The sequence below is a fragment of the Azospira sp. I13 genome, assembly GCF_003112695.1.
Taxonomy (GTDB): domain Bacteria; phylum Pseudomonadota; class Gammaproteobacteria; order Burkholderiales; family Rhodocyclaceae; genus Azospira.
This window is the reverse complement of sequence record NZ_BFBP01000002.1, coordinates 35,473-48,221: the sequence shown is the minus strand read 5'-3', so window position 1 is coordinate 48,221 and position 12,749 is coordinate 35,473. Positions and strand designations below refer to the sequence as shown.

Here is a 12,749-nt window from a genome sequence, read left to right as displayed (position 1 = left end):
CGGCAACGGGAAAAGGCTGGGTAAGTGCCCGGCTGAGCGGGAGAAGCGGCCCGGTTGGGCCGACCTGGGAAAACGGCCTCTATGGTAATCCATGCCCCAAAAATAAAAAACCGCCGCACTGCAGGGCGGCGGCGGTGGCGCGGGCCGGAGCCGGCCAGGGGCAGCTCAGCGTCCCAGCTTACGCATGCGCTCCGAGGGGGTGATGATGTCGGTGAGGCGGATACCGAACTTGTCGTTCACCACCACCACTTCCCCCTGGGCGATGAGGGTGCCGTTCACCAGCACATCCATCGGCTCACCCGCCAGGGCATCCAGTTCCACCACGGAACCGTGGGCCAGTTGCAGCAGGTTCTTGATGGTGATCTTGGTCCGTCCCAGTTCCACGGTGAGCTGCACCGGGATGTCCAGGATCATGTCCAGTTCCCGCATCATGCCGTTCTGCTGCTCGGCACCACCGAAAGACTGGAAAATGTCGGCCGGCTGGGCGGCCGGGGCAGGGGCGGCGGCAGTTTCGCTTTCGGCGATGGCCTGCTCGGCCATGGCTGCCGCCCAGTCGTCTTCGCCGATGGCGTCGGCGATATCCTGGGAATTCTCGGTATTTTCGTCAGCCATTGGCTTCTCCCTGCGGCGCATCGGGATTATCCGCCGCGATAAATCGTTCCACCTTGAGGGCGTACTGGTTACTTTGCTGGCCGTATTTGCATTCCATGATGGCGACGCTATCGACTTCCACCATCAGGGTTTCGGGAATGATTACGGGAATGACGTCGCCAGGTTTCATTTTCAGTACCTGGCGCAGGGAAACGGTGGCATGGGCCAGGTTGGCCACCAGCTCTACCTCGGCGGTCTGCAACTGCCGCCGCAGGGTGCCGACCCAGCGTTTGTCCGTGGATAGCTGGTCGCTCTGCATGGTGCTGTAGAGCAGGTCGCGGATCGGCTCCACCATGGAGTAGGGCATGCAGATGTGCATGTCGGCGGTGGCGCCGCCGAATTCCAGGGTAAACGAGGTGGAGACGACGATTTCCGATGGTGTGGCGATGTTGGCGAACTGGGAGTTCATTTCCGAGCGGATGTACTCGAACTTCAGTTCGTGCACCGGCTTCCAGGAACGTTCGTATTCGGCGAAGACCACATTCAGCATACCCTGGATGATGCGCTGCTCGGTGGCCGTGAAATCGCGGCCTTCGACCCGGGTATGAAAGCGGCCGTCGCCGCCGAACATGTTGTCCACTACCAGGAAGACCAGGTTCGGATCGAAGATGACCAGGGCCGTACCCCGCAGGGGCTTCACCGAAATCAGGTTGAGGTTGGTGGGCACCACCAGGTTGCGGATGAATTCGCTGTACTTCTGCACCTTGATCGGCCCCACCGAGATTTCGGCGTTGCGGTGCATGTAGTTGAAAAGGCCGATGCGCAGGTAACGGGCGAAACGCTCGTTGATCAGCTCCATGGTGGGCATGCGCCCACGCACGATGCGCTCCTGGGTACCCAGGTTGTAGGCACGCACGCCGGCCTGAGCATCGTCCGAATGTTCGGGTTCGTCGCTCTCGCCGGTCACGCCCTTGAGCAGGGCGTCGACCTCTTCCTGGGACAGGAAATCCTGGGACATCGCTTTTCGATCGCTCTCAGTTTGCCTACTGAATGATGAAGGAAGTGAACAACACTTCCTTGACCGGAGTGTCCTTGGCTTTGGAGTTGGGCTCCAGCACCGTATTCATCTGCTGGCGAATTTCCAGGGCCAGCGCCTCCTTGCCTTCCGTCGTGACGAGATCGGAGCCCTTCTTGCTGGACAGCAGCAGCATCACGGTATTGCGCAGTTTGGGCATGTATACCTTGATCTTCTCGCCAGCCGCAGCATCGTCCAGTTCAATGGAAATGGCGACCTGCAGGTACTGCTCTCCCTGGTCGGGCATCAGGTTCACGGTAAAAGTTTCCAGGGCCACGTAAACCGGCTGGGCTTCCTTGCCGCTCTTTTTCTTTGGCTTGGCGGCGGTTTCGCTGGCCACTTCTTCCTCGTCGTCGTGGCTGGAGGACTTGAGCATGAACAGGGCGCCACCGCCGATGGCACCGAGCAGGACCACCGCGGCAATGATGATGATGAGCAGCTTGCCCTTCTTTTTCGGGGCCTGTTCGCCGTCAGCGGCCGGTTTTGCCTCGGCTTTCGCCATAGTGGACTCCTCTGTTCGTTATGCCGCTTGAGCGGTCGTGATTATGTTCGGTGCAGGTTCAGACGAAGGTGTCGACCAATCCGTTGCCCTGGCGGATGGCCTGGGTCCCGGAGGTGGATGCAGCGCCGTTGGGCGAGTCGTCAAGTATACCGCCTGGGCTGCCTGCCCGGGCGTTGCCGCCCTGGCTCTGTTGGGCCTGCTGCTGTTGCTGCTGCTGGAAAGATTGGCTACTGACATTCGCCTGGCCCAGTTCCAGTCCGGCGGAACTCATCATTTCCCGCAGGCGGGGCAGGGCGGCTTCGATGGCTTCCCGCACCTCTGCGTGGGGTGAGGCGAAGACAGCAGTGGCTTGGTCGCCCGTGATCTTCAGGCTGATTTCCACCGGGCCGAGCTGGGGCGGGTTGAGGCTCAGCTGGGCAGTCTGCTTGTCCTGGCCGGCCATCCAGACGATCTTCTGGCTGAATTCCTGACCGAAGGCGGGATCACGCACTGGCGTATCCACTCGGGCCTGAATGGCTGCGGTGTTGTTGGTGTTGGGGCTGCCGTGGGCCTGGTGGGCGCTATGCACGGCGGCCGGCGCTTCGGGCATGACCGGGGCGGAAATGTCGGCCTTGGCTTCGGCCTGCTTCAGGGTGGCATCAAAAGCGGCAAATTTTGCCGATTTGCCGTCCTGGGCATCATTGCCGCCGGCATTGGCACCGTTGCCGCCCTGGGCGTTGAGGCGCAGGTTGTCGCCGACTGCGCTGCCCAGGGCATCACCGCCGATGGCCGCTGCGCCTTTGCCGGCGCCGGATAGAGCATCGCCGCTGGCTTCCGTTTTGATGGCCGTGTTCTGGCCGGGCGGGGGGGCCAGGGAGAGGGCGGCAAACAATGCCGAGAGGTCGCCGGAAGGTGTTTCGCTCTCTTCCGAGGATTCTGCAACCGGGGTGATCGGGAGCCCGGGGCCGTCGGCACCGGCGCCGATCTGGGCCAGCAGCAAGGCTGCAAAATCCGCGCCGATAGTGCCATTGCCCTGCAATGAAGCAAGGGCGTCGGCGGCACCGGCCCCGGAACTGGCCGGTGCGGCCATGGGGGCGACGGAGGTGGGGGGGGCGCTAATGACAGGGCTGGGCATGGTTTTCTCTCATCCGCAATCGGAAGTTGCTGGACTTGAGCAAGCAGCGTGCCAGTGGCCACCTGGGCGGGGAGTCAGGTGCCGTCCGGGCGCTCATCCAGCCGCTTGCGGGCGGAGAATTCATCCTGCTGTTTCTGTTCCTGCTTTTGTTCCCGTGCCGCTTCCGCCGCCAGATGACGGTGGGCCAGGGTGTCGATGGCTTTCAGCTTGTGGTGCTGGGTCAGCCATTGGGCCTGGCCTTCGGCAGTGTGTTGCTCCGACGTCAGGACCACCACCCGCTGCTGGGCGATGGCTTCGTCGATGCGCCCGATGAATTCCTGGAAATTGCGCCAGCTGGCTGGGGAAAGGCCCTGGCCGGCAGCCTGGCGGAAGCGCTCGGCGTACTCGTCCCGATACTGGACGAGCATGTTGAGCTTGGCCTTGGTGTCCTGCTCCGCCGCAATGCGTCGCCCCAGCTCCTTGGTGGCGTCGTCGGCCCGGGTCTGCATCAGTTCCAGCAGCGGTTGCAGGGTGAAGGGCTTGGTCATGGGAGCGTCCGGTGGTTTGTCCCCATTCTAGAACATGGGGCCGACCGGTATCAGACGGTGGGGAAAATCTGCTGCAACAGGCCCAGGGTCTGTTCGTAGGAGGAGCGGTCGGACAAATCCTGCTGCAGGAAGCGTTCCAGCACCGGCATGAGCTGAATGGCCTGATCCACCATGGGGTCCGAGCCAGGCACGTAGGCGCCCACGGCGATCAGGTCCCGGGAACGCTGGTAGCGGGAGTAGAGCTGCTTGAAACGGCGCACCAGATCGAACTGGCTGGGCGGAATGAGGCTGACCATGGCCCGGCTGATGGATTGCTCGATGTCGATGGCCGGGTAATGGCCGGCATCGGCCAGCAGGCGATTGAGCACAATGTGGCCGTCCAAGATGGCGCGCGCCGAGTCGGCGATGGGGTCCTGCTGGTCGTCGCCTTCGGCCAGCACAGTGTAGAAGGCAGTGATGGAACCGCCGCCGTCAGGGCCGTTACCGGCCCGTTCCACCAGTTGGGGCAGGCGGGCGAAGACGGAGGGCGGGTAGCCCCGGGTCACCGGTGGCTCGCCGATGGCCAGGGCGATCTCCCGCTGGGCCATGGCGTAGCGGGTGAGGGAATCCATGATCAGCAGCACTTGCTTGCCCTGGTCGCGGAAGTACTCGGCCACGGCGGTGGCGTAGGCGGCGCCCTGCAGGCGCATCAGCGGGCTGGTGTCGGCCGGGGCAGCGATGACGGCAGAACGGCGCCGGCCTTCGTCGCCGAGAATCTGTTCGATGAACTCCTTCACTTCCCGGCCCCGTTCGCCGATCAGGCCGACGACGATGATTTCGGCCTCGGTATAGCGGGCCATCATGCCCAGCAGCACCGATTTGCCGACGCCGGAGCCGGCGAAGAGGCCCATGCGCTGGCCCTGGCCGACGGTGAGCAGGCCGTTGATGGCGCGCACCCCCACATCCAGGGTACGGCTGATGGGGGCCCGGGACATGGGGTTCACCGGCCGGCTGTGCAGGGGGCGCAGGGCTTCGGCGTTGAGGGGGCCGAGGCCATCTAGGGGACGCCCGGCGCCATCCACCACGCGGCCGAGCAGGCTCATGCCGACGGGCACCAGCTTGCCTTTGTCCGCCGAGCGGCGCCGGTAAGGTGCCGTCTTGCCGATCAGGGGCGGGGGCGAAGGGGTTTCCAGAGCCACCACGGTGGCCCCGGGAGAAAGACCGTAAACGTCGTCCGACGGCATGAGGAAGAGCTTTTCGCCGTTGAAGCCGACCACCTCGGCCTCCACCGAGGATCCGCCGGGGGGAATGACCCGGCAGGAACTGCCCAGGGGCAGCTTGAGGCCGGCGGCTTCCATGACCAGGCCGTTGATCCGCGTCAGGTGCCCGGAAGGCAGCAGGGGATGGGCATTGGCGGCCGCCTCGGTGCAGTTTTCGAGGAACTGCTGCCAGAGGGCGAGGGAGGAGGGCGGGGGGGCGGAATTCACGACGGGGGCTTGTCTGGGGAACTAGCCCTGGAGCCAGTCCTGCTGGGTGCCGATGGATTCGAGAACACGCTTCCAGCGGGTTTCCAGGCTGGCGTCGATGTCGCTGGCACCGGCCTGGACACGGCAACCGCCGGCCGCCATTTCCGGGTCTTCCAGCAGGCGCCAGCCACCGTGGCTGATCTGGTCGCCCAGTTGCTCCCGCAGCAGGGCGGCATCCTTCGGGTTCAGGGTCAGGCTGGGATGGCCGTGGCTTACCGGTAGGGCAGCCAGGGCTTCCCGGACCACCGGCAGGATCAGTTCCGGCTTGACCTTGAGGGCGCTGCGAGTAAGCTGGCGGGCGATTTCCAGGCCCAGGGCGAGCAGCTGGTCGGCAACCTGCTGGTCGAAGGTCTGCAGGGACTGGGCCAGACTGTGCATGAGCCCGTCCAGCCGCTCCGCTTCGGCCTTGGCTTGGGCCGCCCCTTCTTCGTAGCCGGCCTGGTAGCCGGCCTCATGGGCCTCATTGTGGATGCGCTCAATGTCCTCTGCTGTCGGCAGGGGGACGGCTTCCACCGGCTCTTCGTGCACCGGGGGCGCCACGGGCTCCGGTTCTGGAGCGAACGCCGCCTCTGGTTCGGGTGCAGGCGGGGGCTCGGGCGGCGCATCGAAGGCCGCCAGTTCCCAGCGCTCGTAGGCGGTCAGTTTTTCCTTGGGGATGTAGCCGGTCATAGGGGCTGGCGCTTAAATCATTTCCTCGCCGCCCTTGCCACCCAGGACGATCTGGCCTTCGTCGGCCAGGCGGCGGACGATCTTGAGGATTTCCTTCTGCTCGGCTTCCACTTCCGAGATCCGTACTGGCCCCTTGGCTTCCAGGTCTTCCCGAAGCATTTCGGCGGCCCGCTGGGACATGTTCTTGAAAATCTTCTCCCGCAGGTTTTCCGAGGCGCCCTTCATGGCCAGGATGAGGGAGTCGGACTGGATTTCGCGTAGCAGCAACTGGATGCTGCGGTCGTCCAGGTCCAGCAGATTTTCGAAGACGAACATTTCGTCGAGGATTTTCTGAGCCAGGTCCGGGTCGTATTCCCGCACCGAGTCGATGACCGAGGTTTCGTTGGCCGATCCCATGAAGTTGAGGATTTCGGCCACGGTACGCACCCCGCCCATGGCGGATTTCTTGATGTTGGCGGAGCCGGAGAGCAGGCGCAGCATGACATCGTTGAGTTCCCGCAGGGCGGCTGGCTGCACGCCTTCCAGGGTAGCGACCCGCAGGATGACGTCGTTGCGCAGGCGCTCCGGGAACATGCTGAGGATTTCGCTGGAATGATCGTGTTCCAGGTGCACCAGAATGGTGGCGATAATCTGGGGGTGCTCGTTGCGGATCAGGTCCGCCACGGTGCTGGCGTCCATCCACTTCAGGCCTTCAATACCCGAGGTCTCACCGCCCTGAAGAATGCGGGAAATGAGATTGGAGGCCTTGTCGTCGCCCAGGGCCTTGGTCAGCACATTGCGGATATAGGCGTCCGTATCCACATGCACGGCCGCGTGTTCGTGGTGGATGGTGTGAAATTCCTCCAGCACCGATTCCACCCGGGCCCGGGGCACGGTGCGCAGGCTGGCCATGGCGTGGCCCAGCTTCTGCACTTCCCGGGGGCCGAGCTGCTGCAGCACGGAGGCGGCATTTTCCTCGCCGAGGGCGATCAGGAGTATGGCGGCCTTTTCCAGGCCATCTTCGCTAGCCGGCATTTGCGCCTATCCAATCCTTGATAATGTTGGCCACCGCCTTGGGATCGGCGTTGGCGATTTCCCTGGCCTTGTGTAGCTTGCCCTCGTAGGTGGCAAGGATGGCATCGCCGCCCATGGCGGTGAGATCCACTTCCACGCCCTCTTCGTCCTCGTCGCCTTCTTCCAGCTCTTCCGGCGGGGCCGGGGGCGGGAACATGGTGCGCAGGATGGGGCGGACCACGGCCAGCAGAATGTACAGGACGATGGCGCCGATGAGCAGGTACTTGATCAACTCCTTGCCCACGTCAGGCGTCACGAACTGCTTCCAGACCGGCGGCTCCTCGGCCTTCTCCACCGGGGTGAAGGCGGCATTGGCGACGGACAGGGTATCGCCCCGCTCCTTCGCATAGCCCATGGCTTCACGCACCAGGTCGTTGATCTGCTTCAGTTCGGTCTCGTTGAGGGGGCGGGTGGTCGGCTTGCCGTCTTTGGCCACATCCTTCTTGTTGTTGACCACCACCGCGACGGAGAGGCGTTTGATGACCCCCACCGACTGCTTGACGTAGCGAATGGTCTTATCCACCTCGTAGTTGATGGTGGAATCCTTACGCGTATTGATGGGCTGGCCGGCGGAATAAATGGGCGCCTGCACGCCGGCGGCGTTGATCTGCCCCGGTGGCGGCGGTAGCAGGCTGGCCGGGCACGGCCGGTGAAGTAATGGGGGCGGTGGCGGGCACCGGCGGCTGGTTGGTCAATGCCCCGGGAACGCCCTGGGCGGGCGGGTTGACGTTGGCTGTTTCGGAGGTCTGCTGGCTGCGGATGCTGATGTCCGGCGGCGTCGTGTTGGGCCGGTAGCTTTCCGCCGTCTGCTCGGTCTGGGAAAAATCAACGTCGGCGGCCACCTGCACACGGGAGTTGCCGGTGCCGACGACCGGCGCCAGGATGTCGTCGATACGCTTGATGACGCTGGCTTCGACTTCCTGCACGTACTTGATCTGGGTGGGGTCCAGGCCTGCCTCGATGAGCTTGCTCTTCAGCTGGGAGATCAGGTTGCCGTTCTGGTCGATCACCGTCACGTTGGACATGGGCAGCTGGGGCACGCTGGAAGAGACCAGATGCACGATACCTGCCACCTGAGCCGGTTCCAGGGTGCGGCCGGGATGCAGATGCACCATTACCGAGGCGGTGGGTTTCTGCTCTTCCCGCACGAAGACGGAGGGCTTGGGAATGGCCAGGTGTACCCGGGCGGCCTCGACGGCGGCGACGGACTGGATGGTGCGGCCCAGCTCGCCTTCCAGGGCGCGCTGAAAATTGACCTGTTCGGCGAACTGGCTGATGCCGAACTTCTGGTTTTCCATCAGTTCGAAACCGACGCCGCCGCCCTTGGGCAAGCCCTGGGTGGCCAGGCGCAGGCGGACTTCATGGACCCGCTCCCCGGGCACCAGAATGGCGCCGCCGCCTTCCGTGAATTTGTAGGGGACGTTGAGCTGCTCGAGGGCGGTGATGATGGTGCCGCCATCCTTCTCCGTCAGATTGCTGAACAGCACCTTGTAATCGGGCTGCCGACTCCACAGGAAAGTGCCGATGAGCAGGGCGGCGATGGCGGCGACCGCCACCATCAGGGCGATTTTCTGCTGGTTGCTCAGCCGGCCCAGGGCTTCGCGAACTTTTTCGCTGAGCCGGTTGAAGGGCTGGGAGGCCGGGCTATCTACAGTATCCTGGGTTGCCGCCATTGATGAGTATGTGTTGTGCTGAGCCTGAAATGGGGAGCGCTGGCCGGAGGCGGAGATCAGGGGAGTCATCCCTCCGCTTCTTCAATAATCAGCTAATAATCAAGCAAAAAGCGAAATTTTTTCAGAAATATTCTATATTGTATCCGCTTATTGCAATCAACTCTCGTCTTCTTTCCCATGTCCCCATCGCTGCCGGAGCCGGTGCAGGAGCGCCCGGACGCCAAGGCCCAGGAGCTGCAAAAGGCCTTTGACGTTTTCAACCAAGTTTCCCAGGAACTGACCCAGGCCTACGAGGCCCTCCAGGGGCGTGTCACCTCCCTGACGGCGGAACTGGCAGTGGCCAATGGCGAGCTGCTGCGCCAGTACCAGGAAAAGGAAGCGCTTTCCGAACGTCTTTCCCTGCTGCTCAATGCCCTGCCGGCCGGTGTGGTGGTGCTGGACAGCGCTTCCCGGGTGACCGAGTCCAACCCGGCGGCCAAGGCCATGTTTGGTGAAAATCTGGTGGGCGAGGAGTGGTCCGGCGTGGCCGGGCGCAGCCTGGCGCCGACCCCGGCGCCGGAAGAGTGGCAGGTGGGCGGGCGGCGTGTGAGTATTGCAGAAAGTCCCCTGGATTCCGCGGGTGGCCGGATTTTGCTGGTTCACGACATTACCCATGCCCATGAAATGAAGGCCAACCTGGAGCGCAACCAGCGCCTGGCGGCCATGGGCGAGATGGCGGCTTCCCTGGCCCATCAGCTGCGCACTCCCCTGGCCACCGCCCTGCTCTACAGCAGCAACCTGGGGAAGCCGGATCTGGCGGAAGAGGCCCGCACCCGCTTTGCCGACAAGGCCACCGAGCAGTTGAAGCGCCTGGAGCGACTGATCCAGGATGTGCTGCTGTTCGCCCGGGGCGAGAGCATCGGCCGGGAGGCGATTCCCGTAGCGGCCCTGGTGGCGGAGGCTGAACACGCGGTGGAGCCCCTGATGAAGCGCCACGGCGTGGAATTCCAGGTCCGGGCCGAAGTGGGGGATTTCATCATCATGGGCGGGCGCAAGGCCATTGCCGGCGCCCTCACCAATCTGTTGGAAAACGCCTTGCAGGTCTGCGAAGGTCAGGCCGACCGGCCTCGCCGGGTGGATCTGGAGGCCCGCATCGAAGCCGGTCGCGCCTACCTGCAAGTACGGGATACGGGCCCGGGGATTGCCCCGGAAGCCCAGTCCCGGATTTTCGAGCCTTTTTTCACCACCCGGGGCCAGGGGACGGGACTTGGCCTGGCAATTGCTCTGGGAGTGGCACGAGCCCACGGCGGGACCATTGCGGTCCGCTCCCGGCTCGGCGAAGGTTCTGAATTCACTATTGAGCTGCCGGCCGGTCCGGCCAGCCGATTTGTTGCGGAAAGCTAGGAAACACCGATGGCGAACAATCTGCCCATCCTGGTCGTGGAAGATGATCCCAACCTGCGGGAGGCCGTGGTCGACACCCTTGAGTTGGCCGGGGAAGCCGTGCTGGCCGCCCCTTCCGGGCCCGATGCCCTGCGCCTGCTGGCCGAGCGGCCGGTGGCTATCGTCGTCAGCGACGTGCGCATGGAGCCCATGGACGGCATTACCCTACTGAAGGAAATCCGCGGCCATTACCCCCATTTGCCGGTCGTGCTGATGACGGCCTTTGCCGACGTAGACCGGGCGGTGGAGGCCATGCGGGCTGGTGCCTGCGATTTTCTTCTCAAGCCCTTCGAGCCCAAGGCCCTGCTGGAGCATGTGGCCCGTTACCGCCTGCCCGCCATGGGTGAGGATTCCGACGTGGTGGCCGTGGATGCGGCTTCCCGCAATCTCTTTTCCCTGGCGGCACGGGTGGCTCAGACCGATGCCACGGTGTTGCTGACCGGTGAATCCGGCGTCGGCAAGGAAGTGGTGGCGCGCTACATCCACAACCATTCGGCCCGGCGCAAAGGGCCTTTCGTCGCCATCAACTGCGCGGCCATTCCCGAAAGTCTGTTGGAAGCCACCCTCTTTGGTTATGAGAAAGGCGCCTTTACCGGCGCCAACCAGGCCCAGGCCGGCAAGTTCGAGCAAGCCCAGAATGGCACGCTGCTGCTCGACGAAGTGACCGAAATGCCCCTGGCCCTCCAGGCCAAGCTACTGCGCGTACTGCAAGAGCGCGAGGTTGAGCGGGTCGGCGGCAAACAGCCGGTACGCCTGGATATCCGCGTGGTCGCCACTTCCAACCGGGACATGGCGGAGGCGGTGACCAAAGGTATTTTCCGGGAAGACTTGTACTACCGCCTCAACGTGTTTCCCCTGCTCATTCCCTCCCTGCGGCAACGACCGGACGATGTGGTGCCCCTGGCCCGGCATTTTCTTGCCGATCAGGGCGGCAAATCTGGCCGCCCCGGGCTGATGCTGACCCCCGAGGCCGAACAGGCCCTGAGGAGCCACAGTTGGCCCGGCAATGTGCGGGAACTGGTCAATGTCATCCAGCGGGCCCTGATTCTGGCTCCCGGCGACCAGGTGGATGCCCTGCACCTGCATCTGGTTGCCCGTCCCGCACCGCTTGCCCAAACCCTGCTGGCACCGATGCCGGCGGCCCCGATGGCAGCTCCGGCTCCTGCCCCGAGTTTCATCGAAATGCCTGCGGTGGCGGCGCCAGCCGCTCCGCTCATGGCGGTAGAGGAAGAAGGGCTTCAGTCTGGTGGCAAAAAAGCCGATAGTATTAAGGACTGGGAGCGGGAACTGATTTTGGAAACCCTGGCGGCCGTCGGTGGCTCCCGTAAACTGGCCGTCGAAAAACTGGGAATTTCCGAGCGTACCTTGCGTCATAAGCTCAGGCAGTACCGTTTGGCCGGTTATTTGAACGAATGACTTTCAGCCTGGCCTGTCTTTTGCTATAACAGGGTGACTGTTGGAGAAGTACATGGACACCAAAGGTATCGACAATCTGTTGGGCCAGTTGCGGGGAACCGCGGCGGCCGCTGCCGGAAAACCGGTAGATAATGCTGCCCCCGCGGCCGGCGGGGCTGATTTCGCCCAGGTGCTGAAAAATTCCATCGACCAGGTCAATGCCGCCCAGCAGCAGGCCCAGTCCATGGCCCAGGATTTTTCCGCCGGCGATTCCAACGCCAACCTGCATGAGGTGATGATCGCCCTGCAGAAGGCCAACGTGTCCTTCCAGGAGATGGTGCAGGTGCGCAACAAGCTGGTCTCCGCTTATCAGGACGTGATGAACATCCAGGTTTGACCTGGGTGACGCTTGGCAACGACGTGAACCAACGCACTCTTCGGAGTGCGTTTTTTTTAGAATTTATCCGCCATTTTTCCGTACGGTGGGCAGCCCGAAGCTTTTGGGGTGTCCGCGGCGGGGCGACAATGACGAATCCCTCGACTCTTTATGAACGCACCCAATTCGCTGCTCGTACAGGCCATCACACTACAGAACCAAGGGCGGGAAGATGAGGCGGCGGCGCTGTTTCTCAAGTGTCTGGAAGCCAATGCCAACGATGTGGCGGCCATCTATTCCCTCGGCGTGATCTATCTCAAGCGCCGACAGGCGGGCGATATCGTCGGCCTGCTGGAACACGGCAGCCGGGCTGCCCCAAAGTTTGCCCCGGTGTGGTTTGCCCTGGGTGAGGCCTACAAGGAGCTGGGGCGCCGGGATGAAGCGCTGGCGGCTTACGACAACGCCCTGGCGGTGAAGCCGGACTATACCGAAGTGCTCAACAACAGCGGTGCGTTGCTGCGGGAAATGCACCGCCACCACGATGCCCTGGTGCGTTTCAACCAAGTGCTGTCCATCAATCCGGATGATCAAAGCGCCCTGGTCAATTGCGGCATTCTGCTGACCGAGTTCAAGAGCAGCAAAGAAGCCATCGGCATGTTCGAGCGCCTGCTCAAGCTCAATCCCGATTACGACTATGGCCTGGGCCTGCTGTGCTACGAGCGTCTCCACGCTTGCGACTGGGAAGGTTTTGCCGAGGCGGTCCAGCGCATCACGGAAGGGGTGCGGGCGGGCAAGCGGGTGTGCAAGTCCCTCGCCTTCATGGCCATTTCCGATTCGGCGGCCGATC

14 protein-coding genes are annotated in these 12,749 nt (G+C 63.4%); 4 read left to right on the top strand and 10 right to left on the bottom strand.

Annotated features, from left to right (window positions below):
- Positions 1–165 precede the first annotated feature (165 nt).
- From fliN to fliF, 10 genes are all read right to left on the bottom strand, one after another.
- Positions 166–612: a flagellar motor switch protein FliN gene (gene fliN / locus AZSI13_RS00230; RefSeq protein WP_109039176.1), complete on the bottom strand. Its 447-nt coding sequence runs from the start codon at positions 610–612 to the stop codon at positions 166–168.
- A complete protein-coding gene (gene fliM / locus AZSI13_RS00225; RefSeq protein ID WP_109039175.1) occupies positions 605–1,609 on the bottom strand; it encodes a flagellar motor switch protein FliM in 1,005 nt (334 codons plus the stop codon). The genes fliN and fliM overlap by 8 nt, the downstream gene beginning before the upstream one ends.
- A gap of 25 nt (positions 1,610–1,634) precedes the next feature.
- Positions 1,635–2,168 (bottom strand): flagellar basal body-associated protein FliL, encoded by a 534-nt coding sequence (gene fliL / locus AZSI13_RS00220; protein ID WP_109039174.1) that lies wholly within the window; start codon positions 2,166–2,168, stop codon positions 1,635–1,637.
- A gap of 58 nt (positions 2,169–2,226) precedes the next feature.
- Entirely contained in the window at positions 2,227–3,282 is a 1,056-nt protein-coding gene (locus tag AZSI13_RS00215; RefSeq protein WP_109039173.1) for a flagellar hook-length control protein FliK, read from the bottom strand.
- Between the two features lie 74 nt (positions 3,283–3,356).
- Positions 3,357–3,809 carry a flagellar export protein FliJ gene (gene fliJ, locus AZSI13_RS00210; protein ID WP_109039172.1) on the bottom strand — a complete coding sequence of 151 codons (453 nt, stop codon included), beginning with the start codon at positions 3,807–3,809 and terminating at the stop codon, positions 3,357–3,359.
- Between the two features lie 50 nt (positions 3,810–3,859).
- On the bottom strand, positions 3,860–5,275 hold the full coding sequence (gene fliI, locus AZSI13_RS00205) for a flagellar protein export ATPase FliI (protein WP_109039171.1): 1,416 nt from the start codon (positions 5,273–5,275) through the stop codon (positions 3,860–3,862).
- 21 nt (positions 5,276–5,296) lie between these two features.
- The gene (locus AZSI13_RS00200; RefSeq protein ID WP_109039170.1) at positions 5,297–5,983 is read right to left on the bottom strand and encodes a flagellar assembly protein FliH; all 687 of its coding nucleotides are present in this window, start codon (positions 5,981–5,983) and stop codon (positions 5,297–5,299) included.
- Between the two features lie 12 nt (positions 5,984–5,995).
- A complete protein-coding gene (gene fliG / locus AZSI13_RS00195) occupies positions 5,996–6,997 on the bottom strand; it encodes a flagellar motor switch protein FliG (RefSeq protein ID WP_109039169.1) in 1,002 nt (333 codons plus the stop codon).
- Positions 6,987–7,628 carry a flagellar M-ring protein FliF C-terminal domain-containing protein gene (locus tag AZSI13_RS18120; RefSeq protein WP_268807482.1) on the bottom strand — a complete coding sequence of 214 codons (642 nt, stop codon included), beginning with the start codon at positions 7,626–7,628 and terminating at the stop codon, positions 6,987–6,989. Before AZSI13_RS18120 ends, fliG begins: the two co-directional genes overlap by 11 nt.
- Positions 7,582–8,709, bottom strand: a complete 1,128-nt coding sequence (gene fliF / locus AZSI13_RS18115) for a flagellar basal-body MS-ring/collar protein FliF (protein WP_268807481.1) — start codon at positions 8,707–8,709, stop codon at positions 7,582–7,584. Before fliF ends, AZSI13_RS18120 begins: the two co-directional genes overlap by 47 nt.
- Before the next feature lie 177 nt (positions 8,710–8,886).
- Between fliF and AZSI13_RS00185 the strand changes: the two genes are divergently transcribed.
- From AZSI13_RS00185 to AZSI13_RS17785, 4 genes are all read left to right on the top strand, one after another.
- Complete coding sequence (locus AZSI13_RS00185) at positions 8,887–10,092, top strand: PAS domain-containing sensor histidine kinase (RefSeq protein ID WP_109039168.1); 1,206 nt, start codon at positions 8,887–8,889, stop codon at positions 10,090–10,092.
- A 9-nt stretch (positions 10,093–10,101) separates the two neighbouring features.
- The gene (locus AZSI13_RS00180) at positions 10,102–11,547 is read left to right on the top strand and encodes a sigma-54 dependent transcriptional regulator (protein WP_109039167.1); all 1,446 of its coding nucleotides are present in this window, start codon (positions 10,102–10,104) and stop codon (positions 11,545–11,547) included.
- A gap of 52 nt (positions 11,548–11,599) precedes the next feature.
- Positions 11,600–11,923: a flagellar hook-basal body complex protein FliE gene (fliE, locus tag AZSI13_RS00175; RefSeq protein WP_109039166.1), complete on the top strand. Its 324-nt coding sequence runs from the start codon at positions 11,600–11,602 to the stop codon at positions 11,921–11,923.
- Between the two features lie 150 nt (positions 11,924–12,073).
- On the top strand, positions 12,074–12,749 hold a 676-nt coding region (locus AZSI13_RS17785), incomplete at its 3' end, for a tetratricopeptide repeat protein (RefSeq protein ID WP_235609580.1).